At 57.2% G+C, this 22,976-nt stretch carries 18 protein-coding genes and 5 tRNA genes; 1 reads left to right on the top strand and 22 read right to left on the bottom strand.

Features of this window, described 5'->3' with window-relative positions; translation table 11 throughout:
• Positions 1-28: 28 nt before the first annotated feature.
• The 15 genes from AC6I8P_RS04535 to mltB form a co-directional block, all read right to left on the bottom strand.
• Positions 29-457 carry a YqaA family protein gene (locus AC6I8P_RS04535; protein WP_021507330.1) on the bottom strand — a complete coding sequence of 143 codons (429 nt, stop codon included), beginning with the start codon at positions 455-457 and terminating at the stop codon, positions 29-31.
• A complete protein-coding gene (yqaB, locus tag AC6I8P_RS04530; RefSeq protein WP_459746562.1) occupies positions 454-1,020 on the bottom strand; it encodes a fructose-1-phosphate/6-phosphogluconate phosphatase in 567 nt (188 codons plus the stop codon). The genes AC6I8P_RS04535 and yqaB overlap by 4 nt, the downstream gene beginning before the upstream one ends.
• A gap of 404 nt (positions 1,021-1,424) precedes the next feature.
• Positions 1,425-1,501, bottom strand: a tRNA-Arg gene (locus tag AC6I8P_RS04525).
• 57 nt (positions 1,502-1,558) lie between these two features.
• Positions 1,559-1,635, bottom strand: a tRNA-Arg gene (locus tag AC6I8P_RS04520).
• Between the two features lie 192 nt (positions 1,636-1,827).
• Positions 1,828-1,904 (bottom strand) — tRNA-Arg (locus tag AC6I8P_RS04515).
• 233 nt (positions 1,905-2,137) lie between these two features.
• Positions 2,138-2,214: transfer RNA gene (locus AC6I8P_RS04510), tRNA-Arg, on the bottom strand.
• A gap of 9 nt (positions 2,215-2,223) precedes the next feature.
• Positions 2,224-2,316 (bottom strand) — tRNA-Ser (locus tag AC6I8P_RS04505).
• A 307-nt stretch (positions 2,317-2,623) separates the two neighbouring features.
• Entirely contained in the window at positions 2,624-2,809 is a 186-nt protein-coding gene (csrA, locus tag AC6I8P_RS04500; protein WP_058759760.1) for a carbon storage regulator CsrA, read from the bottom strand.
• Positions 2,810-3,058: 249 nt separating this feature from the next.
• Positions 3,059-5,686 (bottom strand): alanine--tRNA ligase, encoded by a 2,628-nt coding sequence (gene alaS, locus AC6I8P_RS04495; protein ID WP_459746560.1) that lies wholly within the window; start codon positions 5,684-5,686, stop codon positions 3,059-3,061.
• Between the two features lie 135 nt (positions 5,687-5,821).
• Positions 5,822-6,337, bottom strand: coding sequence for a regulatory protein RecX (locus AC6I8P_RS04490; protein ID WP_223815705.1), 516 nt, complete (start codon positions 6,335-6,337; stop codon positions 5,822-5,824).
• 107 nt (positions 6,338-6,444) lie between these two features.
• Positions 6,445-7,515 carry a recombinase RecA gene (gene recA / locus AC6I8P_RS04485; protein ID WP_021507334.1) on the bottom strand — a complete coding sequence of 357 codons (1,071 nt, stop codon included), beginning with the start codon at positions 7,513-7,515 and terminating at the stop codon, positions 6,445-6,447.
• A 93-nt stretch (positions 7,516-7,608) separates the two neighbouring features.
• Positions 7,609-8,103 carry a nicotinamide-nucleotide amidase gene (gene pncC, locus AC6I8P_RS04480; protein ID WP_498031018.1) on the bottom strand — a complete coding sequence of 165 codons (495 nt, stop codon included), beginning with the start codon at positions 8,101-8,103 and terminating at the stop codon, positions 7,609-7,611.
• A gap of 102 nt (positions 8,104-8,205) precedes the next feature.
• On the bottom strand, positions 8,206-8,982 hold the full coding sequence (gene tam / locus AC6I8P_RS04475) for a trans-aconitate 2-methyltransferase (RefSeq protein WP_136546977.1): 777 nt from the start codon (positions 8,980-8,982) through the stop codon (positions 8,206-8,208).
• 214 nt (positions 8,983-9,196) lie between these two features.
• On the bottom strand, positions 9,197-9,532 hold the full coding sequence (locus tag AC6I8P_RS04470; protein ID WP_021507336.1) for a zinc ribbon domain-containing protein YjdM: 336 nt from the start codon (positions 9,530-9,532) through the stop codon (positions 9,197-9,199).
• Between the two features lie 86 nt (positions 9,533-9,618).
• Positions 9,619-10,701, bottom strand: coding sequence for a lytic murein transglycosylase B (mltB, locus tag AC6I8P_RS04465; protein WP_031279678.1), 1,083 nt, complete (start codon positions 10,699-10,701; stop codon positions 9,619-9,621).
• Between the two features lie 472 nt (positions 10,702-11,173).
• Between mltB and mutS the strand changes: the two genes are divergently transcribed.
• Positions 11,174-13,717, top strand: a complete 2,544-nt coding sequence (mutS, locus tag AC6I8P_RS04460) for a DNA mismatch repair protein MutS (protein WP_498031154.1) — start codon at positions 11,174-11,176, stop codon at positions 13,715-13,717.
• Positions 13,718-13,812: 95 nt separating this feature from the next.
• Here the strand turns inward: mutS and rpoS are convergent, their stop codons facing one another.
• From rpoS to AC6I8P_RS04425, 7 genes are all read right to left on the bottom strand, one after another.
• Positions 13,813-14,805 (bottom strand): RNA polymerase sigma factor RpoS, encoded by a 993-nt coding sequence (gene rpoS / locus AC6I8P_RS04455; RefSeq protein ID WP_021507339.1) that lies wholly within the window; start codon positions 14,803-14,805, stop codon positions 13,813-13,815.
• A 51-nt stretch (positions 14,806-14,856) separates the two neighbouring features.
• Entirely contained in the window at positions 14,857-15,981 is a 1,125-nt protein-coding gene (gene nlpD, locus AC6I8P_RS04450) for a murein hydrolase activator NlpD (protein ID WP_058776000.1), read from the bottom strand.
• Positions 15,982-16,147: 166 nt separating this feature from the next.
• Positions 16,148-16,774, bottom strand: coding sequence for a protein-L-isoaspartate(D-aspartate) O-methyltransferase (locus AC6I8P_RS04445; RefSeq protein WP_021507341.1), 627 nt, complete (start codon positions 16,772-16,774; stop codon positions 16,148-16,150).
• A 385-nt stretch (positions 16,775-17,159) separates the two neighbouring features.
• Complete coding sequence (locus AC6I8P_RS04440) at positions 17,160-19,004, bottom strand: glycoside hydrolase family 9 protein (protein WP_211726591.1); 1,845 nt, start codon at positions 19,002-19,004, stop codon at positions 17,160-17,162.
• An 11-nt stretch (positions 19,005-19,015) separates the two neighbouring features.
• A complete protein-coding gene (locus AC6I8P_RS04435) occupies positions 19,016-20,407 on the bottom strand; it encodes an OprD family outer membrane porin (RefSeq protein ID WP_394515929.1) in 1,392 nt (463 codons plus the stop codon).
• Positions 20,408-20,486: 79 nt separating this feature from the next.
• The gene (locus AC6I8P_RS04430; protein ID WP_059010923.1) at positions 20,487-21,854 is read right to left on the bottom strand and encodes a PTS transporter subunit EIIC; all 1,368 of its coding nucleotides are present in this window, start codon (positions 21,852-21,854) and stop codon (positions 20,487-20,489) included.
• 30 nt (positions 21,855-21,884) lie between these two features.
• Positions 21,885-22,955, bottom strand: a complete 1,071-nt coding sequence (locus AC6I8P_RS04425; RefSeq protein ID WP_421039740.1) for an SIS domain-containing protein — start codon at positions 22,953-22,955, stop codon at positions 21,885-21,887.
• Positions 22,956-22,976 lie beyond the last annotated feature (21 nt).

The raw sequence follows: 22,976 nt of genomic DNA, 5'->3' as shown, positions 1-22,976 counted from the left end.
GTTAACCGTAGCCTCGAATCTGTGCGAATCAATGCCACCATTGCATACCTTGTAAAGTGGCGGTCGCGATAACGATATAACGCAGCGTTTTACCCAGGGCGAGAAACAGCACGCAGGGCAGCCAGGAGAAGCGCAACCACCCTGCGAGCACGCAGAGTAAATCGCCCACCACTGGCAGCCAGCTAAACAGCAGCGCTGCGGGTCCCCATCGTTGTAGCCACGTCATTGCTGTGTCGTGCCATCGCCCCTGCCCTGTTGCTGGCATCAGGCGACCAAGAAGAATGTTGGTCAGGCCGCCCAGCGTGTTTCCCACTGATGCAGCCAGTAACAATCCATAGACCGACCCTTTCTGGGCGATCAATAACGCAATCAGCACCGCTTCTGAGCTGCCCGGAAGCAGCGTTGCACTCAGAAAGCTACTGCCGAATAACGATCCATACGTCAGAAATTCATTCACAGTAAACGGACATCAACCACATCCATGCCCGCCGCTTTAGCCGCCTGCACGCCAAAGTCAGCATCCTCGAATACCACGCAGCGCGCAGGCGCAACCCCCATCAGCTCCGCACAGCGTAAGAAGGTATCAGGCTGCGGCTTATGACGCTGGACATCGTCCGCGCCGACTACCGCATCAAACAGATGATAAACGTTGAGCGCTTCCAGCAGCGCTTTGGCTAAGCTGTGTTCGCTGCCGGTGCCAACCGCCATCGGACGGCGACCGTGATAGGCTTTGACCACCTGCATCAGCGGCAGCGGACGCACGTCTTGCAGCAGCATCGCTTTCAATGCCGCCGTTTTCTCTGCCGCCAGCTGATGCGGATCGTGCTGCGCCTGATTCTGTTCCAGAATATAGCGGGCCAGTTGCCAGGTGGGTGCCCCGTTGAATGCCACCATCTTTTCTTCGTCCATGGTGAAACCATAGCGGCTCAGCACCTGCTGCCAGGCTTTTCGATGTGTCGGCTCGGTATCAAGAATGGTGCCGTCCATATCGAAAATCAGGGCGTCATAGTGGTCGTACATTGTGACTCCATTAACACCACAAAATTAGCCATTACTTTAGCGTAATGCGCTCAGGTTGTCGCCAGGCAGGCTTAACCGCAAATGCTTTGAAAGCATTAGCAATTTTCGTTTTCAGAATAAGGTCAGACCGCGCGACCGGGGATAAATGGCGGTAAATGCAGTGATTTTTTGATGGAGACGGCGCGTGAGAAAATCTTTCGGAATGCGGATGTTGAATCGGGTCAGGAATGAAGCGGAACAGCGCACAAGGGCAGTTTGCTTTTTATTTGATGGTGCATCCAGGAGGATGATTCGGCTGGCGCCTCACCCTGCGGGCCGTTGCTGAAGCAACGTTATCCTCCTTAGCACGTCCTGAACGATTATCGCATCATGACACACTGAGGCACTTTCCATCTCGGAGAAAATGGTGCATCCAGGAGGATTCGAACCTCCGACCGCTCGGTTCGTAGCCGAGTACTCTATCCAGCTGAGCTATGGATGCATTGAGAGATTTTCTTACGATGGACTAACTGAAATCAATCCGGGAATGATACAAGAATGGTGCATCCAGGAGGATTCGAACCTCCGACCGCTCGGTTCGTAGCCGAGTACTCTATCCAGCTGAGCTATGGATGCATTGAGAGATTTTCTTACGATGGACTAACTGAAATCAACCTGGGAATAATACAAAGAATGGTGCATCCAGGAGGATTATTCGGCTTGCGCCTCACCCTACGGGCCGTTGCTGAAGCAACGTTATCCTCCTTAGCACGTCCTGAACGATTATCGCATCATGACACACTGAGGCACTTTCCATCTCGGAGAAGATGGTGCATCCAGGAGGATTCGAACCTCCGACCGCTCGGTTCGTAGCCGAGTACTCTATCCAGCTGAGCTATGGATGCATTAAATGATTCTTGTACAACGCAGGGTGCTAACAACTCACCATGAAAGGAACTACTCATTCACTCTTACTACTCTGAAGTAAATACCATATCCGAATATGGTGCATCCAGGAGGATTATTCGGCTTGCGCCTCACCCTGCGGGCCGTTGCTGAAGCAACGTTATCCTCCTTAGTACGTCCTGAACGATTATCGCATCATGACACACTGAGGCACTTTCCATCTTGCAGAAGATGGTGCATCCAGGAGGATTCGAACCTCCGACCGCTCGGTTCGTAGCCGAGTACTCTATCCAGCTGAGCTATGGATGCATCGGAAAATGGCGGTGAGGCGGGGATTCGAACCCCGGATGCAGCTTTTGACCGCATACTCCCTTAGCAGGGGAGCGCCTTCAGCCTCTCGGCCACCTCACCTTACGCGTTCTTGCGAACCGTGCTTTTGAACTTTGTTTCCGCTCATCGGCACTGCGTGGCGCACATATTACTTTCCCGGACTTATAAGTCAAACAATTTTTCCCGACTTTTTACCGATTCAGGTTTGATTGCGCAAATGACGTGCAATCCGCATGTTTTGCCGACAAAAAGAGTGATTTATCAACAGTAAAAGCGTGCGGCAGCCGACATAATTCGCGTAAAAATCAGGAGAGCGTGAACGGATAAAAACAACGACGGGAGGAAGAGAAGCGGTAGCGCCTCGCCACATAGCGAGGCACTGAATACGTTATTGAGGTGTAATCTGTGTTTTTTCAGCCTGGATGCGCTGATAGATCTCTTCACGGTGAACCGACACTTCTTTTGGCGCGTTTACGCCTATGCGGACCTGGTTACCCTTAACACCCAGCACCGTTACAGTTACCTCATCACCAATCATGAGGGTTTCACCAACTCGACGAGTTAGAATAAGCATTCTTTGCTCCTTGAAAGATTAAAAGAGTCGGGCCTGTTCGGTCTCCCGGCCATATCCATCATATAACGCTGAACAATGCCTATGACAAATACACCATTGTGTTCTGCCATGCCAATACATTCTGCTGATAGTTAGTTTAGCCGAAATACACTACATCAACCGGACTTTGTCATTACCTGGTGCACACCGCGTTAAAAAGCGCCGAAACAGATGTTCCTGGCGCTCTTCACGATGCTTAATTTTATTTCGTTACAGCCGGTTACTCACCCACTCCGGCACGCCAGCCAGCGCGCCAGAAAGTGCCTGGGCGTCGGTTCCGCCAGCCTGCGCCAGGTCCGGACGCCCGCCGCCTTTACCGCCGACCTGCGCAGCCAGTTCGCCAATCAGCTCACCGGCCTTCACCCGATCGGTCAGATCTTTGGTGACGCCAGCAATCAGCGACACCTTACCTTCTGCAACGGTTGCCAGTACGATGACAGCAGAACCAAGCTGATTTTTCAGATCGTCCACCATCGTGCGCAGCATTTTTGGCTCGACATTGCTGAGTTCGCTTACCAGCAGTTTCGCGCCCTTCACCTCAACCGCTTTGCTACTCAGTGAAGCGCTTTCCTGCGCCGCTTGCTGATCGCGTAGCTGTTGCAGCTCTTTCTCCAGCGCACGCACATTTTCTACCAGTCCGCGCACTTTCTCGTTCAGATTACTGTGGTTGGCTTTCACCACCTGAGCAATATCGGTTAGCTGATCGCTCTGCGCGTGCAGTTGTGCAATCGCGGCTTCACCGGTCACCGCTTCGATACGGCGAATACCCGCCGCCGTGCCGGCTTCGCCCTGAATGCGGAACAGGCCGATGTCACCGGTGCGGGCCGCGTGTGTACCGCCGCACAGCTCAATGGAGTACTCGCCCATGCTGACCACACGCACACGCTGATCGTACTTCTCACCGAACAGCGCGGTGGCGCCCAGCGCTTTCGCCTCTTCCAGGTCCATCACGTTAGTGGTGATAGGCAGGTTGCGGCGAATCTGGGCGTTAACGATATCCTCAACCGCACGAATCTGCTGCGGCTTCATGGCTTCGCCGTGTGAGAAGTCAAAACGCAGGTACTTGTCGTTGTTAAGCGAGCCTTTCTGGCCAACGTGATCGCCCAGCACTTCGCGCAACGCTTCGTGCATCAGATGCGTCGCTGAGTGGTTGAGGATGATGCGCGAACGACGCACTTCATCGACCTGCGCCTGCAGGCGATCGCCCACCCGCAGCTGACCCTGGCGTAGCTTACCGATATGACCAAAGGCTTTGCCATATTTTTGCGTATCCTGCACGCTAAATTCAGCATTTTGCCCGGTCAGAACGCCGGTATCACCCACCTGGCCGCCAGACTCACCGTAGAACGGGGTCTGATCCAGAATCACCACCGCATCCTGCCCGGCAGTAACCTGCTCAACCTGCTCGCCGTCCACAAACAGCGCCTGCACCGTCGCCTCGAGCAAGAGGTGGTCGTAACCTTTGAATTGAGTCGGCGTATCAAAGCGGATAACCGTGTTGTAATCGGTACCGAAGCCGCTGGCTTCACGCGCACGCTGACGCTGCTGCTCCATCGCCGCTTCAAAGCCCGCTTCGTCAATCTTCAGATTGCGCTCACGGCATACGTCAGCAGTCAGGTCCGCCGGGAAGCCGAAGGTGTCATACAGACGGAACACCGTTTCGCCGTCGAGGGTGTCGCCTTTCAGCTTCGCCAGCTCGTCGTCCAGCAGTGCCAGGCCACGCTCCAGCGTTTTAGCAAACTGCTCTTCTTCATTTTTCAGGGCGTTCTCAACGTGCTTCTGCTGACGTTTGAGGTCCTCACCTGCTGCGCCCATCACCTCGATCAGCGGAGCCACCAGTTTGTAGAAGAACGCTTCTTTCGCGCCCAGCATGTTGCCATGACGCACTGCGCGGCGAATGATGCGACGCAGCACATAGCCACGGTTTTCATTCGACGGGATGACACCATCGGCAATCAGGAAGGCACACGAACGGATGTGGTCGGCGATTACGCGCAGTGATTTGTTGTTCAGATCGGTCGCACCGGTTACCTGCGCCACCGCTTTAATCAGCTTCGCGAACAGATCGATTTCATAGTTGGAGTTCACATGCTGCAGTACCGCGGCGATACGCTCAAGGCCCATACCGGTATCCACCGACGGTTTCGGCAGTGGCTGCATGGTGCCGTCGGCCTGACGGTTGAACTGCATGAACACGATGTTCCAGATTTCGATATAGCGATCGCCATCCTCTTCCGGACTGCCCGGAGGACCGCCCCAGATATGGTCGCCGTGATCGTAGAAGATTTCGGTGCACGGACCGCAAGGGCCGGTGTCACCCATCTGCCAGAAGTTGTCAGAAGCGTAAGCACCGCCTTTATTGTCGCCAATGCGGATAATACGTTCGCGCGGTACGCCGATGTCATTAGCCCAGATTTCAAAGGCTTCGTCATCGGTTTCGTATACGGTTACCCACAGACGCTCTTTCGGCAGCTTAAACCACTGCTCGCCCGTCAGCAGTTCCCAGGCGTAGGCAATGGCTTCTTTCTTGAAGTAGTCGCCAAAGCTGAAGTTGCCCAGCATTTCAAAGAAGGTGTGGTGACGCGCGGTGTAGCCGACGTTTTCCAGGTCATTGTGCTTACCGCCGGCACGCACGCAGCGCTGCGACGTGGTGGCACGCGAATAATCGCGCTTGTCCTGACCAAGGAAAACGTCTTTAAATTGCACCATGCCGGCGTTAGTAAACAGCAACGTCGGATCGTTGTTTGGTACGAGGGAGCTGCTGGCTACAACCTGATGTCCCTTGCTATGAAAAAAGTCGAGAAACGCTTGACGGATCTCAGCAGTGCTCTTGCTCATAAAATTCCTGGAATCACGCTAACGAACGTTCCCTTTCGCTGGCAAACCGCATGCGCCCGGCCCGCCACTGACTGAGGAACAAAAAGTGGGAATAAGATAAATTTTCTTCAATGGGAAGTAAAATCCCATCGCCTTTCAGTCGTCAATATTTCTGAAAATCGCCTGAATGTCTTCCATCATAAAGCCTTTCGACATCAGAAAGCGCTGGACTTTGCTTTTTTCCGCCCAGCTTTGCGGCAGCGGTTCGCCGAATTTACGTTTAGCGACCTCGGCCGCGCACTGGCTCCAGTCAACCTCGCTATCGAACAGCGCCTGGTTGATCTCATCGCGGTCGATGCCTTTTTGCTGCAGCTCCATGCGCACCCGCTGTGGACCATAGCCTTTGCGCGCGCGACTCTGAATAAAGCGTTCGGTAAAACGCTGGTCGTTGAGCCAGCCATTCTCCTGACACCAGTCGAGCACTTTCTCCAGCAGCGCTTCCGGTATCGGCTGGCTCTCCTGTTGCTGTAGCCAGGCCGCACGCTGATTGTTCAGCTGCAGTTTGCGTTTCAGCTCGTCGCGGCTATGGTCGCGCTGCGACAAAATACGCATGGCACGATCGAGTACCCGGGAAAAGGTTGGCTCCGGAGCCTGTGATGAGGTCGATGACATAGGATTACCTTGTTGTGACTGTTGCGCAGGGTAAAGCAAGAAGGCAGAGAGGAAAAGCACGGGCGGGAAAAAGCAAAACGGGAGCATTGCTGCTCCCGTGGGTATGATTAGAAGTCTTCGTTGGTTTCGCTGGCTTCTTCGTATTTATCAGCCGCGCTATCCGCTGTTGCCGCTTCTGCCGTTGCACCGGTCAGCAGCATGTCACGCAGCTTAACGTCGAGCTCATTGGCAATCGCCGGATTCTCTTTGAGGAAGTTGGTAGCGTTCGCTTTACCCTGGCCGATTTTATCGCCGTTGTAGCTGTACCACGCACCGGCTTTTTCCACCAGTTTGTGCTTCACACCGAGGTCAACCAGCTCGCCGAAGGTGTTGATGCCTTCACCGTACATGATCTGGAACTCAGCCTGCTTAAACGGTGCTGCCACTTTGTTCTTCACCACTTTAACGCGGGTTTCGCTCCCCACCACTTCGTCGCCCTCTTTAATGGCACCGATACGGCGGATATCCAGACGTACGGAGGCATAGAACTTCAGGGCGTTACCACCGGTGGTGGTTTCCGGGTTACCGAACATCACACCAATCTTCATACGAATCTGGTTGATGAAGATCAGCAGCGTGTTGGACTGCTTAAGGTTACCCGCCAGCTTACGCATCGCCTGGCTCATCATACGCGCAGCCAGACCCATGTGCGAATCACCGATTTCACCTTCGATTTCCGCTTTCGGCGTCAGCGCCGCCACGGAGTCAACGATGATCACGTCTACCGCACCCGAACGGGCCAGCGCATCACAGATCTCCAGCGCCTGCTCACCGGTATCCGGCTGCGAACACAGCAGGTTATCAATGTCGACGCCCAGTTTCTTGGCGTATACCGGATCCAGCGCGTGCTCGGCATCGATAAAGGCACAGGTTTTGCCTTTACGCTGCGCAGCAGCAATGACCTGCAGGGTCAGCGTGGTTTTACCGGAGGACTCAGGTCCGTAGATCTCAACGATACGGCCCATTGGCAGGCCACCCGCGCCCAGCGCGATGTCCAGCGACAGGGAGCCGGTAGAGATGGTTTCAACATCCATCGAGCGGTCTTCACCCAGGCGCATGATGGAGCCTTTACCAAATTGTTTCTCAATCTGGCCCAGCGCGGCAGCTAAAGCCTTCTGTTTGTTCTCGTCAATCGCCATTTCCACTCCTAATCATGCCGGGTGAGCGGGCACCGTGTATGCCTGCTCGTTCTGTTGCCGCTAATTATACTGTATAGTCATACAGTATCAAGTTTAATTTGTCAGAAATTCATCCAGCAGCGCCTGCAGCGCCCAGCTGACCGACTGACGCCGGACAGCATCGCGATCGCCGGCAAACTGCTGGCGCTGCGCCAGCACGCGGCCCTCCGGACCCGCCAGCGCAAACCAGACGGTACCGACCGGCTTTTCAGCCGTGCCGCCATCTGGTCCGGCGATGCCGCTCACCGCAATACCGTAGCCAGCGCCGGCCGCGGCACAGGCGCCGGTCACCATTTCGCGTACCGTTTGCTCACTGACGGCACCATGCTGCGCCAGCGTCGCCGCCTGCACGCCAACCATCTGCTGCTTGGCCTCATTGCTATAGGTAACGAAGCCGCGCTCAAACCAGGCAGAACTGCCGTTGATGTCGGTAAATACCTTGGCAATCCAGCCGCCGGTACAGGACTCCGCCGCCGTCACCGTCGCCTGACGATGCCTGAGCTGTTCGCCAATACGGCGGCTGAGCTGCTGAAGTTGTTCGTCGTTCATCACCTTCTCCTGTTGTGGCGCTTCACGTTAGCAGTAAATGGTGCGGCGACAAGCCCTTTTCAACCGCCGCCGTCGCATTTTGCGCGCTGCGTTCCGGCAGGGTCAGCGCGTTTTCACTGCCACCATAAATAAACGCGGAAAGGCCAGCAAAACCTGTCCATTGCTGCGCGTCGGGTAAGCGGGCAGCAGCGCCTGATGATAGTCGTGTAAAAAGTCAGCCTGCTGCGCCTCATCCAGCGCGGCAAGGAACGGACGCAGCCCGGTGGCACGCAGCCAGCTGATGATCGCCTGCGCATCCGCCATCGGATGATAGTAAGTGGTGCGCCAGATATCGACCTGACAGCCTGCATCGCCTAATAAATCATAGTAGCGATCGCTGCTCAGCAGGCGTTTGCGCTCTGCCGCCTGAGGCGAAATATGCGCCTGCCAGCGTGAGCTGGCGGCTACCTCACGCATCAGACGATGCGACGGCTCCTGCAGGTTATCCGGCATTTGCACCGCCAGTGCACCGCCCGGTGCCAGCTGGTTTACCAGATGCGGCAACAAGGTTTCGTGGTCGGTCAGCCATTGCAGCGACGCGTTGGCATAAATGACCTGTTGCGGCTGCTCAGGCTGCCAGCTGCGGATATCGGCCTGACGAAAATCACAGTCCGGCAGGCGTTGCCGCGCCTGTTCCAGCATCGCCTCAGAGCTGTCGATGCCGGCGATGTACGCCTGCGGCCAGGCCTGCGCCAGCAGTTCCGTGCTGTTGCCCGGGCCACATCCCAGGTCCGTAGCAAAGCGCACCTCGTTGACGGGAATACGCGCCAGCAACTCCTGTGCCGGGCGCGTACGCTCAGATTCAAACTGACGATACAGCTGGGGATTCCAGTCTTGCATAGCAACGCTCCTGTCTGTGTGGAAGAGTCACACACTACCTGTTTTGCTGCGCGAGGCGCGAAGAGAAAAGTGCGGTTGCCGGAAAAGTGTGAGTGGCGCAGCGGAATCAGAGACAGCAGGTTCGGGCGTGGCGATATCGCGCGCTGGTGAGGCTGTGGTTACCAGCCCAACCAGAAGGGGAAAAGCAACAGGACGGCGCATGGCCGTCCTGCAATTAGTTCTTTTTCACAAACTCAGATTTGAGTTTCATCGGACCGAAGCCGTCGATTTTGCAATCGATATTGTGGTCACCTTCAACCAGACGGATGCTTTTCACTTTAGTGCCGATTTTCAGGGTGGAAGAGCTGCCTTTCACCTTGAGATCTTTCACTACAGTTACGCTATCGCCATCTGCCAGCAGGTTACCGTTGGCATCGCGCACCACCAGCCCTTCGCTGCTGTCATCCGCGCTGGCGGACCAGATATGGCCGCAGGAGGGGCAGTTCAGGTTTTCACCCTCCTGCCAGGTGTAATCTGCCTGGCAGGCCGGGCAGGCAGGTAAAGTCGTCATACATATTCCTCAGTGGTCGGTATGCGATGAAGAAGGCACCGCAAAACGGGCGCCATCTTATACCCTCATACTTTATAAGGACAGTATTAAAGCATGTTGCCCTGACGCGCCTGGGCGACCGCCTGCCCCAACTGCCACACCGCCATGGCATAGTGCGTGCTGTGGTTGTAGCGAGTGATCACGTAGAAATTAGGCAGACCGTACCAGTATTGATAGCTGGTGCCGAGATCCAGCCGCAGCAGGCTGACCTGGCTGTTGCCGTCCAGCGAACCCTGCGGTGCCAGACCGCTGGCCGCCAGCGTATTCACTGAATAAGAGGTTTTGAAACCGTTCTCCAGCGCCGGTGCCTGACCGCTGGCGGGCACGGCGACGTTTTCACCGGAACGCCAGCCATGCGCTTTGAAGTAGTTGGCAACGCTGCCGATGGCATCCACCGGATCCCACAGATTGATGTGGCCGTCGCCATTAAAATCGACCGCATACTGCTTATAGGAGGATGGCATAAACTGGCCGTAACCCATGGCACCGGCGAAAGAGCCGCGCAGATCCAGCGGATCGTCCTGCTCGGTGCGCGCCATCAGCAGGAAGGTCTCCAGCTCACTGCTGAAGTAAGCGGCACGGCGCGGATAGCTAAACGAGAGCGTCGCCAGCGCATCCAGCAGACGGGTTTTGCCCATCACCCGACCCCAGCGTGTTTCCACCCCGATAATCCCGACAATGATCTCCGGCGGTACGCCATACACCTGCTGGGCGCGCTGCAGCGCATCCTGATACTGATTCCAGAAGGCGACGCCGTTCTGCACGTTATCCGGGGTGATAAATTTATTGCGATAGCGAATCCACGCGCCGTTCGGCCCACTCGGCGGCGTATAGCTCGGCGCCTGCTGATCCATCAGGCGCAGCACGTAATCCAGTCGCTTCGCCTGACCAATGACCGCATGCAGCTGGTCGCGGTTGAAACCGTGCTTCGCCACCATCTGATCGATAAATTGTTCCGCCGCCGGATTACCGGCAAAGTCGCCAAACATCGGCTGAATGGCGTGAGAAGGTTCCAGTAAAAACCCCCCTTTCGGTGCAGGCACAACGGCGGATTGCTGCTGGGGGGCGGGCTTACTGCTGCAGGCAGCAAGCAAACAAATAAGCGGAAGAAGAGCAACCTTAAAACGCATCGGATATCCATAAGCCAGATGAAACACGAATGCTCATGGTAATCGTTCAACGAAGCGACTTACAGAGCAATGTCGTAAATTTACGCCCGTTGTGATTCTGCAGTTATGACCAGCCCTATCTCTGGTCAGGTAATGAAAACGCCGCTGAGGTAAGGGGTGCACTGACCGAACTGACGCTCACCTGTAGCGCGGCAGCGGCCTCACCCGGCCGCGGCTAAGCGCCGGATTTGCGTGCTGGCTCCACAGTTTTCCCCGCCGCGTAAAATTTGCTTTTTACCGCCTGTCGCAATTTGATATGGTCGCCAGCCAGAAACATCGGCTGGCGGATGAAGCGGGCTGCGCAAAAATGCTAACATCTGCCCTTTCGTTATCCGCCAGTGTGATAACCATCCATCCCCGGCTGCCCCTGTCCAGCCAGCGGAAATCAAAAGAGTGAATCCTGAGTGAGAATGAGATGAAAGGAGCAGAGCAAATGGACTTCAGTGGCCACACCCCCATGATGCAGCAATACCTGCGCCTGAAGGCCGATCATCCTGACATCCTGCTGTTTTATCGCATGGGCGATTTCTATGAGCTGTTCTACGACGATGCCAGACGCGCCTCGCAGCTGCTGGAGATCTCGCTGACCAAACGCGGTGCGTCCGCCGGTGAACCGATCCCGATGGCCGGCGTGCCCTATCATGCCGTTGAGGGCTATCTGGCGAAGCTGGTGCAGCTGGGCGAATCGGTGGCGATCTGTGAACAGATTGGCGATCCGGCACTCAGCAAAGGTCCGGTTGAGCGTAAAGTGGTGCGCATCGTAACGCCCGGCACCATCAGTGATGAAGCGTTACTGCAGGAGCGCCAGGATAACCTGCTGGCAGCCATCTTCCAGAGCCAGCGCGGTTTTGGCTATGCCACGCTGGATATCAGCTCCGGGCGTTTCCGCCTTAGCGAGCCGGGCGATGTCGAGACCATGGCGGCCGAACTGCAGCGCACCAATCCGGCAGAGTTGCTCTATCCGGAGGATTTGCAGGCCATGACGCTGATTGATCAGCGCCGCGGACTGCGGCGGCGTCCGCTGTGGGAATTCGAAATCGACACCGCACGCCAGCAGCTCAACCTGCAGTTTGGCACGCGCGATCTCAGCGGCTTTGGCGTCGAGCAGGCGCATCTGGCGCTGCGCGCGGCGGGCTGTCTGCTGCAGTATGTCAAAGATACGCAGCGCACCTCGCTGCCGCATATTCGCTCGCTGAGTATGGAGCGCCAGCAGGACAGCGTCATTATGGATGCGGCTACCCGGCGCAATCTGGAAATCACCCAGAATCTGGCGGGCGGCAGCGAAAATACGCTCGCGGCGGTACTGGATAAAACCGTCACGCCGATGGGTAGCCGCATGCTGAAGCGCTGGCTGCATATGCCGCTGCGCGACGTGGCCACCATCACGCGCCGCCAGGAATCAATTGCCGAACTGCAGTCGCTGAGCGAAGAACTGCAACCGGTGCTGCGCCAGGTGGGCGATCTGGAGCGTATTCTGGCACGTCTGGCGCTGCGCACCGCGCGTCCGCGCGATCTGGCACGCATGCGTCATGCCTTCCAGCAATTACCAGAACTCAATACCCAGTTAGCGGGCGTGGCCGCGCCCCATCTCAACGCGCTGCGCGATCGGATGGGGGATTTCAGCGAACTGCGCGAACTGCTGGAAAGCGCCATTATTGAATCGCCGCCAGTGCTGGTGCGCGACGGTGGTGTTATCGCGCCCGGCTATAACGCCGAGCTGGACGAGTGGCGCGCGCTGGCCGATGGCGCCAGCGATTACCTTGACCGCCTGGAGATTCGCGAGCGCGAAAAACTGGGGCTGGATACGCTGAAGGTTGGCTTCAACGCTGTGCACGGCTATTACATCCAGGTCAGTCGCGGACAGAGCCATCTGGTGCCTATCCATTACGTCCGCCGCCAGACGCTGAAAAATGCCGAGCGCTATATCATTCCCGAACTGAAAGAGTACGAAGACAAGGTCCTTACGTCGAAAGGTAAAGCGCTGGCGCTGGAAAAGAGCCTGTATGACGAGCTGTTCGATCGCCTGCTGCCGCACCTCGAAGCGCTGCAGCAGAGCGCCGCGGCGCTGGCAGAACTGGACGTACTGGCCAACCTGGCCGAGCGCGCCTGGACGCTCAACTATTGCCGCCCGGTGCTGCAGGAGAAAGCCGGGATTCGCATCACCACCGGTCGCCATCCGGTGGTGGAACAGGTGCTGAAAGAGCCGTTCATTGCTAACCCGCTGTCGCTTTCGATGCAGCGTCGCATGCTGATCATTACCGGCCCCAACATGGGCGGTAAGAGTACTTACATGCGGCAGACGGCCCTGATTGCACTGATGGCCTGGATCGGCAGCTATGTGCCGGCGGAAGAGACGGTGATCGGCCCCATTGATCGTATCTTTACCCGTGTCGGTGCCGCCGACGATCTCGCCTCCGGTCGCTCTACCTTTATGGTCGAGATGACCGAGACCGCCAACATTCTGCATAACGCCACCGAAAACAGCCTGGTGCTGATGGACGAAATCGGCCGCGGGACGTCCACTTATGATGGCCTGTCGCTCGCCTGGGCCTGTGCCGAAAGCCTGGCGAATCGCATCAAAGCCATGACGCTGTTTGCCACCCACTACTTCGAGCTCACGACCCTGCCGGAGAAAATGGAAGGCGTGGTGAATGTGCATCTTGATGCGGTGGAACACGGTGACACCATCGCCTTTATGCACAGCGTGCAGGATGGCGCCGCGAGCAAGAGCTACGGCCTGGCCGTGGCGGCGCTGGCCGGTGTGCCGAAAGAGGTGATTAAGCGTGCGCGCCACAAGTTAAAAGAGCTGGAAGCGCTGTCGGGCAGTTCTGCCGGCTCAACGGTGGAGGGCTCACAGCTGCCGCTGCTGGTGGCGGAAACCTCGCCGGCAGTGGAAGCGCTGGAAGCGCTCGATCCGGACAGCCTGACGCCCAAACAGGCGCTGGAGTGGATTTACCGTCTGAAAACCCTGATGTAACCTGCCACCGGCGCGTGCGCGGCGCGCGCTGGCCTGAATGACAGGCATAAAAAAACGGTGACCTTATGGTCACCGTTTTTATTGCCAGCTACGGCTTATTCGCGGAACAGTGCTTCGATATTCAGACCCTGCGTCTGCAGAATTTCGCGCAGACGACGCAGACCTTCTACCTGAATCTGACGGACACGCTCACGGGTTAAACCGATTTCGCGGCCCACATCTTCCAGCGTTGCCGCTTCATAGCCTAACAGGCCGAAACGACGTGCCAGCACTTCACGCTGCTTGGCATTGAGTTCAAACAACCACTTAACGATGCTCTGTTTCATATCATCGTCCTGCGTGGTGTCTTCCGGACCGTTGTCTTTCTCATCGGCCAGGATATCCAGCAGCGCTTTCTCGGAATCACCGCCTAACGGCGTATCAACCGACGTAATGCGCTCGTTGAGACGCAACATACGGCTTACGTCGTCAACTGGCTTGTCCAGCTGCTCGGCGATCTCTTCCGCACTCGGCTCATGGTCCAGCTTATGCGACAGTTCACGCGCGGTACGCAGGTAAACGTTCAGCTCTTTAACAATGTGAATCGGCAGACGAATAGTACGGGTTTGGTTCATGATAGCCCGTTCAATGGTCTGACGAATCCACCAGGTGGCATAAGTTGAGAAGCGGAACCCGCGTTCCGGGTCAAACTTCTCTACGGCGCGAATCAGGCCGAGATTCCCCTCTTCAATCAGATCCAGCAGCGCCAGACCACGATTGCTATAACGACGGGCAATCTTTACCACCAGGCGTAAGTTACTTTCGATCATGCGACGACGAGAAGGAATGTCACCGCGTAATGCGCGACGGGCGAAGAACACCTCTTCTTCCGCCGTTAACAGTGGTGAATAACCAATCTCGCCGAGGTAAAGCTGCGTCGCATCCAGAACGCGTTGCGTCGCACCCTGTGACAGCAACTCTTCTTCAGCTACTTCATTATCACCAGGTTCGTTCTCAACGAGAGCCTTCTCATCAAAAACCTCAGCTCCGTTCTCCTCGAATTCCGCATCATCGTGTAACTCATTAACTTTCAGCGTATTCTGGCTCATAAGCGGCTCCTACCCGTGATCCAAGGGCAGAACACCTAAGGTTCTGCCGGATTATCGCTGCGGTAAATAACGCAACGGGTTTACGGATTTCCCCTTGTAACGAATTTCAAAGTGCAATCTTACTGAACTGGTTCCGGTGCTACCCATGGTAGCGATTTTTTGCCCCGCCTTAACTTCCTGTTGTTCCCGGACCAGCATGGTATCGTTGTGGGCGTAGGCACTCAGGTAATCATCGTTGTGTTTGATGATGATTAAATTACCGTACCCGCGGAGCGCGTTGCCTGCGTATACCACTCTTCCTGATGCAGTGGCGACGACAGGTTGTCCACGCGACCCGGCGATATCGATCCCTTTGTTTCCGCCTTCCGCAGCGGAGAAGTTATCGATGATCTTCCCATCAGTCGGCCAACGCCAGCTTCCCACTGGTGTTGTGCTATTAGTTGTGCTGCTAACTGTGGGCGGTGCGGTAACCGGAGCTGTGGTCGTTGCCACATTATTTGCCCCTTTCGACGGCAGCATTTTCCCGCCTGTCGAACCCGAATCATCAGAATACGTAATAACAGGTTGCTGTGCAACAGGGGTGGATTTAATTTGCGTCTGATTCGATGCCACCGGAACGCCGCCCTGCGTGGCATCCGCTGCGGTTATCGCGTTACCACCGGTGATGGTCTGACCGTTACCGTTACCCACCTGTAACGTCTGCCCGGCGCTCAGGCTATAGGGCGCCGCGATATTATTGCGCTGTGCCAGATCGCGGAAATCATTGCCGGTAATCCAGGCAATATAGAACAGCGTATCGCCTCGCTTAACGGTGTAGGTTTCACCGCCGTAGCTGCCTTTAGGAATATTCCCATAATTGCGATTGTACACAATACGACCATTTTCGGTGGTCACATTATTATTGCCACTAACCATTCCACCTGCAGGCGCGGCTGATGGTGTACCACCGCTTAACATTCCACCACGCGGCATCGCCGGCACGGTGCTGTTCTGCGCGGCGATCATGCCGCCGCCTGTGGTGGGAGCTGCAGCCATACCGCTATCACCGCTGTTGCTGCCAATCTGGCTGATGGGGGCTTGTGTGTTGTCGCCAGAGCTACAGCCTGCCAGCCAAAAACCGACCAGTGAAAGTGCCGCCAGACGGCGTAATTGAAATACTGTGCTTCCCGTGCTCATTGATCCCCCGTGATGGCAATCCTGGATAAAACTGTGTGTCGACGTTGACCGCATGATTCACTATCTGTGCCGTCAAAAACGCGCTTTCGCATTGATTAACAAGGATAGTAACAATATCAACTGCGCCATGCCATGTAACGATTGTGAAGAAATACGTAAGATGGCTTTATGCCAGATCGCCCTGAACCAGCGGCACAAAGCGCACCGGCTCAATCGTTTCTTCAATGATTTCACCACCCTGACGACGCAGGCGCTTAAGTACCTGCTGGTCCTCACCCACCGGCAGCACCATTTTGCCGCCTTCTCCCAGTTGCGCTATCAGCGCAGTCGGAATTTCTGGCGGTGCGGCAGTCACAATAATGGCATCAAACGGCCCCCGCGCGGCCCAGCCCTGCCAGCCGTCGCCGTGGCGTGTGGAAATGTTATGCAGATCGAGCTGCTTCAGGCGGCGTTTCGCCTGCCACTGCAGCCCTTTGATGCGTTCAACCGAGTAAACGTGGTTAACCAGATGCGCGAGAATGGCGGTCTGATAACCCGAACCGGTGCCAATTTCCAGCACGCGCGAAGTCGGGTTCAGCTCCAGCAGCGCCGTCATGCGCGCCACCATATAAGGCTGAGAAATGGTCTGGCCGTTGCCAATCGGCAGCGCCACATTCTCCCAGGCTTTATGTTCAAAAGCCTCGTCAATAAAGCGTTCACGCGGGACATCAGCGATGGCTTTCAGCAGATGCTCATCGTGAATACCCTGCGTGCGCAGTTGGGCCAGAAGCGTTTCGATGCGCCGGTTTACCATGCCGGGTTCACCTCAGCCTGGTACAGCCCGTCGCCTGCCCTCTTCCGCGCCGCGCCGGCGCCAGGATCAACCTGTCGTAATGTCTTCACGCCAGGGAACACGCCAATGCCGGGAGTCTGAATTCCATCATCGTTGCTGAGCCGTATCCGCATCTGATTCTGACCTTTTTCATTAACCGGTCCACCGACCGCCGCGCCCGTTTTGCGCCTTCAGCGGCGCAAGAGGTCCTGCGCTGGCGGCACAAGGATGTTTGCATTCTAGCGGTGAGGCGCGGGAAGTGGTAGGCGTAAATCACGCAACCGTCGGCAGTTGTCGCAACAATAAGCAGTCAAACGCAATGGCACCCAGTAAAAAGCCCGGCGAAAAGCCGGGCTGATTTATCACCTCAGTGACGATCCGGTAAGCTCACCGCATACAGATACCAGGCCGAGTGCGGCAGCCAGCCTTCCGCCCAGCGCCAGTCGTCATCCTTCCGTGTGACCGCATAACCTTCGTCAAAGGCGATACCGTCTGCCACCTGATTCGACGCGCCGGTGATGCCGTTGACGATACCGCCCGGCAGCGTGGTGTATTTCCACGAATTGAAGAACAGATAGCTGATGTGACGATAGCCGCTGCCGGTCAGCATGCTGACGTCGTACGGATTATGACCGAGGATCCAGTTGAGCTGATCCCAGGCATAGCTCTGCAATTGCTGCGTAAACGCTTTATCGTCCGCAAACAGCGGCATCGCCTGACGGGCGGCGGCGGCCAGCGAGGCGATACGCGCGTTTTCGCCCTGCCACCACGGCGCAGCTTCGCTGTCGTGCGGGAAGAAGAAGCTGGTGCGCTTCACGCCGTCTTTCAGCTGAATCAGCTGGCGCGCATAGCCAAACGGGTTATTGCTCTCTTTAGTCACCGCCAGTTCAAAGCCCAGCGAGCGTTTTACCGTCTGGCGGATGTTCGCCTGCTGCGCCTGCGGCGCGATGCGCGCGTACTCCAGCAGCGCAATCACCGGCAGACCGGCATCGGACGGATGGAAGAACGGGCGTTTTTCGCCGTCGGCACGCCAGTAGTCATGCCAGTTATCCAGCGACGTCAGTCGCGCCATCAGGCTCTCCGCACGCTGCTGCGCCGCAGCCAGATAGACCGCTTTTTGCGAGGCACGATACAGTTCGGTTGCCGCCAGTAGCGCGGTGTAATCATCCACGATGTTCTCTTTACCGTCATTCACCATGAGCAGGTTATTTTTCTGCAGGAAGGCAAAGGCATCTTCTGCGGTTTGCAGATACTGCTGCCGCGTGAAGTTGCCGTCATTCTCCATGGTGCTGGCCAGCGCCAGCGCGGCAATTGACATGCCGGCACCGGAGCGGAAGCTGGCCTGCCACGCCAGCGGGCCGACCGCCTCTTCTTCAACAATGGTGGAATCTGACTCCTTCTCTTTGATCTGCGTGCGCCAGTTGGGATTGGCGATCACCCGGTCCTGAGCCAGCTTCTCTTTGCCCGGCGATGAGATCGCCTGGAAGAAGGATTCCCCCGGCCGCTTCATGCGCACCAGGAAATCGGCACCGTACAGCCCTTCGTCGAGCATGCGCCGGCGATACTCATCAAAGTTCGGGTTGTCACGCGCACCAAGATTTTGATAACCGCGCAGTAAACTCCACGCCACCAGCGGCGCCTGCTGCGGATTGAAATAAGAGGTCAGATTCTGGTGCGACAGGTGCACGCCGTAATCGCCGGTGGCGTCATACCAGCCGCCGTGGACGTCAACCGTACCGCTGCCGGTGCCCGGTGGCAGCGGCAGTTTGCGGTCCGCCTTATCGAACAGGCCGGTGACGCGCTGGCTTTTGAAATAGGCAATCACATCGGACAATGTATAGCGCTCGAGCAGATCGGCACCAATAATGAACGGCCCGGAGCGCACATCGCCGTCGCTGCTGGTGGTTTGCAGCACGTAGCGGCCCGGTGTTTGCCAGCCGGAGAAATCGGCACGATAGAAGGTGCGATCGCCCCAGCCCGGCACGTCACCCTGCGGCTGCAGCGTGCCGCTCAGCACCGCTTTATTGGTCTCATTATCCAGTAGGGTAAATTTCACCGGCGGCTTAGCGCGCGAGTCGCCGGTCAGCTGCACGATGGCGTTTTTCGGCGCGGCAACATCGTAGCCGACCTGATTGATTAAAACGTGGGTTTCGGCGTGCGCCAGCCCGGCCAGTAACAGCGCTGCGGTCAGCGCGGAGAAGCGAATCCTCATGGTCATCATCCTTAGTGTCGTGAGTGATTGAACAGGCTAAAAGGGGCAATCATCATGAATTTGACGTCCTTTTCATCCTGGAAAACGTTGCCATAGCCGCCGCCCCAGCTGGGATTATCGCTATGGTTGTTGTAGGCGGTGAGATGCAGCTTAAATACCGTGTCTTTGGCCCAGCCGGATTGCACCTGCCACACCAGATCGCCGTTGATGGCGGTTTCCGTCAGGCGCTGCTGCTGCGACCAGTCGCCGCCGCGCGCCGGTTTGCCGTCCCAGCCCCAGGCGAATGAACCACCGATGCTGACGCCCGGCCAGACGATGTCGCTGAGATCGATCATCAGGCCCGCGAACAGCGCTTTTTCGCCGTCGGCGTTGAAGTCAGAGCGCGAATCCCACCACATATCGATGCGGCCCGCGGAGTTGGGATAGATCGGCGTCATCGCCACGGTGTAGTAACCCTGTTTCCCCGGTGCGTGCACCGCGCTGCCCTCCAGCCGGAACTGGTAGCGATTCCACTGGTACGCCAGCGTCAGGCCCTGCTGCCAGGCAAACTCATCGTAAACATCATGGCGACCGGTACGATCCTGCGAGCCGTAGAACTGCCAGCTGACGCTGAACGGGTTATCCCACAGCGTGGTCTGACGTGCCGCTTTGGCGAAATATTTGTCGAGATAATGCGGAGATTCCCCCCACGCCAGCTCCAGCGTGTTGCCGTTTTTGAAGTCATACTTCGCGCCCAGCGAGTGCAGATAAGGAATGCGTGTTTGCCGGTCGATTTCGCGAAACTCATACATTTTGCGATACCACGGTGCTTTGTACTTGTTGGCACCCATCCACGACAGTGACAGCGCGCCGGCAGCGCCATAGTCATAGACTGCCCCGACTTCCACGCCCTGGTAGGTGCCGGGCAGAAATCCCCATTGGGTGCCAAGCAGCGTCTGACCGCTCGGCTGGATATAACCGGCCCGCAGCCAGTAGTCGCCGGCTTTGAGTTTCAGCGCGGCACGGTAGAGATCCAGCCCGTTACGTTCGCCGACGCCACGGTCTTCCCACATCGAAGGCCCGTGACTGAAGCTGATCTCGTTGGGATGCGCCGGACTGCCTTCAAACAGATCCCAGGTGGCGAAGGCCGCCACATCAATGCCCACGGTATCGGCCAGATAGCCGGACTGATAATCGAGCGCGCCGGTCAGCGTGCTGTGATGCAGGTTGGTCTGATAGTGCTGATAGTGCGCGCTGTGCGGATCGAGATCTTTACGCTCACGGTGGCGCTGCCAGTAATAGACGGTGCCCTCCAGCGTGCTGTCTTCAACAAATCCTTCCGCCAGCGCCGACGGTGCCGCGCCCAGCATCAGGGTGGCCAGCGGCAGCAGCGCTGCCTTTTTTCTCCTGGTGAATGTGTTCATGACCTTTCCTTAAGGTGCACGCGGCCCTGCGAAGCAGCCGCATGCGATTTCCCTGTTTTGGTGTTAACGAATCAGCGCATCAGGCGCCGGTTTTATTCACGCTGCGCAGCGTCCAGCGGCCGTAAATCAGCGTCAGAATGAATGGGGTGAGGAAAGCCACGGCAATTGCCGCCACTTCATAGATCATCTTCGACTCAGGGCCTTCGAACAGGCCAAGTTCAAACACGTTCAGCACCGGCAGGAAACTGTAGGTTTTCACCTGCAGCAGCCCGGTGATGCCACCGCCGAGCGCCGCGCCGATGCAGCCGAAGATAAACAGCATGCGGTACTTGAGATTGACGCCGTACAGCGCCGGTTCGGTGATGCCAAAGAACGCTGACAGCGACGCCGAGATTGCAATCTGCCGGTCGCGCAGGCTGCGGGCGATGAAGATCGCGCCGGTAACCGCGCCAAACTGCCCCATCACCGCCGACATAAACATCGCCATGATGGTGTCGTAGCCCTGCACCTGAATATTGATCAGCGCCAGCGGGATGATGCCCCAGTGCACACCAAACACCACAAATAGCTGACCAATGCCCGCCAGCAGTGCGCCGGAGATCATCGGGCTGAGCTGATAGAGCCAGCTGTAGCCGCTGGCGATGCCGACGCCAACGTAATCCGCCAGCGGGCCAATCACCGTGAACACCACAAAGCCGCAAATCAGCAGCGACAGGCACGGCACAAATACCAGCGCTGCCACCTCGGGGATCCACTGTTTCAGCCGGCGCTCAACCTTGCTCAGTAGCAGTACCGCCAGAATCGCCGGAATCACCGCGCCACCGTAAATCTTCAGGCTGATGCTCAGGCCGAACAGCGCGAAGTGCGCCGGCAGATCCGGCTGGGTCAGCGGAAACACCATCGCCGCCGTCAGCGCCAGCGCGGTGAAACGGCTGGCACCGAAACGGTCTGCCGCGGTAACCGCAATAAACAGCGGCAGAAAGACAAACACCCCGCTGGCCAGCGCGTTGAACATGGCGAACAGCAGGTCATCGTCCGCCACCCAGCCCTGCGTCTGCAGCAGCACCATGATGCCTTTGATCACACCGATGCCGGCCAGTACGCCAATGTAGGGCGTAAAGATAGCGCCGAGCGTGGCCAGCATTTTACCCGCGACGCCGCGCTCGTCTTTGCCGGGCTTCACCGGTTCGGCCACCGGCGCTGCGCCCTGCTGCATCGCCTGATACAGCTGTTCGACCTGCGGCCCGACCACAATCTGCAGCTGCCCGGACGCGTTCACCACGCGGATGACGCCCGGCAGGCTACTGATGGCCGGCATATCGACACTGGCCAGATCGTTTATCGTCAGCCGCAGCCGCGTGGCGCAGTGTGAAATATGGCTGATATTATCGTCGCCGCCGACCTGTTCCCTGATGGCCTGCGCCAGCTTCACGTAATCGAGTTTCATTGTTGTTATCCTTATGGCTCGCGCCCGGCGTTAGTCGTAATCACCCGGTTTGGTTTTGCTCTTCATCGCCACGCCAAAATCAGTGAATATGCGCTGCGGCAGATTGTTGCCTTTGGCTTCAGCGATGTGATGCGCGAGGATCTGGAACGGAATCACCATCAGCAGCGGCGCTATCCATTCGCTGACCTCCACGCCGAGTGCCAGCGTGCGCGCATCATCACTTTCCCCGAGACACAGACTCCAGACGTGCGGCGTCACGCGCTGCTCATACTGGCGCAGCAGCTGCAGGCGTTCGCGCACCGGCGCCTCGACGTCGATAAAGAACAGCCGGTGCTGCGGATTGATTTCGAAATAGGGGCCATGCATAAACGCTTCCAGTTCAATGCCCTGCGACGGCACGCGCACCGTTTCGCTGAATTTGGTCTCCATCTCTTTGATCACGCCAATCGCCGGTCCAAAGCCAATCGAGATAAAGCGCGGCGCGGCGCTGAGATCGTCCTGCCAGCGCTGCCAGAAGCGTTCGGTGCGGGCGATGATGTCCGGAATCGCGTCAACGCCGTGCTGCAGTTGCGCCAGCGCATGTTGTTCCTGCTCTGCGCTGAGGCGACCGCTGTGGCGCGCGCTGTGCACGCCAATCAGCATCAGCGTCAGAATCGTGGCGACATAGCCTTTAGTGACATAACCGACGCGCTCCTCGCCGTTCATGATGTCTACGGCGTGATCCACCGCCTGGGCCAGCGGACTGGTGATTTTGCTGGTGATGCCCCAGGTTGCCACGCCGTGCTGTTTTTTCAGCGCGTCGATCGCTGCCAGCGTCGAAGTGCTCTCGCCGCTCTGTGAAATCGCGATCACCAGATCGGTCGCCGGATCCCACTGCTCGTAGTGCTGAAAATGGAACGGCTCCTGCACGCTGATGCGTACGCCGGTCAGTTGCTCAACGTAATATTTGGCGCTGAGCGCGGCGTTGATGCTGGAGCCGGTGGCCAGAATCAGCACTGTTTTCGCCTTGCCCAGCACCGGTAATCCCTGCGGATAGCACGCCAGCAGATGGCTCAGCACCTCGGGTTGCTGGTGGATGTAGGTCATCATGGTGGGTTTCATTACCGCTCCTTAAACTGTTTT

It is taken from the genome of gamma proteobacterium symbiont of Lampromicra miyakona (genome assembly GCF_059730895.1).
This window is presented reverse-complemented; position numbering and strand designations above follow the sequence as displayed.

Bases quoted from the DNA above. Each gene is read 5' to 3' on its own strand.
- yqaB (WP_459746562.1), bottom strand. From the start codon at position 1,020: ATGTACGACCACTATGACGCCCTGATTTTCGATATGGACGGCACCATT.
- csrA (WP_058759760.1), bottom strand. From the start codon at position 2,809: ATGCTTATTCTAACTCGTCGAGTTGGTGAAACCCTCATGATTGGTGAT.
- alaS (WP_459746560.1), bottom strand. From the start codon at position 5,686: ATGAGCAAGAGCACTGCTGAGATCCGTCAAGCGTTTCTCGACTTTTTT.
- AC6I8P_RS04490 (WP_223815705.1), bottom strand. From the start codon at position 6,337: ATGTCATCGACCTCATCACAGGCTCCGGAGCCAACCTTTTCCCGGGTA.
- recA (WP_021507334.1), bottom strand. From the start codon at position 7,515: ATGGCGATTGACGAGAACAAACAGAAGGCTTTAGCTGCCGCGCTGGGC.
- pncC (WP_498031018.1), bottom strand. From the start codon at position 8,103: ATGAACGACGAACAACTTCAGCAGCTCAGCCGCCGTATTGGCGAACAG.
- tam (WP_136546977.1), bottom strand. From the start codon at position 8,982: ATGCAAGACTGGAATCCCCAGCTGTATCGTCAGTTTGAATCTGAGCGT.
- AC6I8P_RS04470 (WP_021507336.1), bottom strand. From the start codon at position 9,532: ATGACGACTTTACCTGCCTGCCCGGCCTGCCAGGCAGATTACACCTGG.
- mltB (WP_031279678.1), bottom strand. From the start codon at position 10,701: ATGCGTTTTAAGGTTGCTCTTCTTCCGCTTATTTGTTTGCTTGCTGCC.
- mutS (WP_498031154.1), top strand. From the start codon at position 11,174: ATGGACTTCAGTGGCCACACCCCCATGATGCAGCAATACCTGCGCCTG.
- rpoS (WP_021507339.1), bottom strand. From the start codon at position 14,805: ATGAGCCAGAATACGCTGAAAGTTAATGAGTTACACGATGATGCGGAA.
- nlpD (WP_058776000.1), bottom strand. From the start codon at position 15,981: ATGAGCACGGGAAGCACAGTATTTCAATTACGCCGTCTGGCGGCACTT.
- AC6I8P_RS04445 (WP_021507341.1), bottom strand. From the start codon at position 16,774: ATGGTAAACCGGCGCATCGAAACGCTTCTGGCCCAACTGCGCACGCAG.
- AC6I8P_RS04440 (WP_211726591.1), bottom strand. From the start codon at position 19,004: ATGAGGATTCGCTTCTCCGCGCTGACCGCAGCGCTGTTACTGGCCGGG.
- AC6I8P_RS04435 (WP_394515929.1), bottom strand. From the start codon at position 20,407: ATGAACACATTCACCAGGAGAAAAAAGGCAGCGCTGCTGCCGCTGGCC.
- AC6I8P_RS04430 (WP_059010923.1), bottom strand. From the start codon at position 21,854: ATGAAACTCGATTACGTGAAGCTGGCGCAGGCCATCAGGGAACAGGTC.
- AC6I8P_RS04425 (WP_421039740.1), bottom strand. From the start codon at position 22,955: ATGAAACCCACCATGATGACCTACATCCACCAGCAACCCGAGGTGCTG.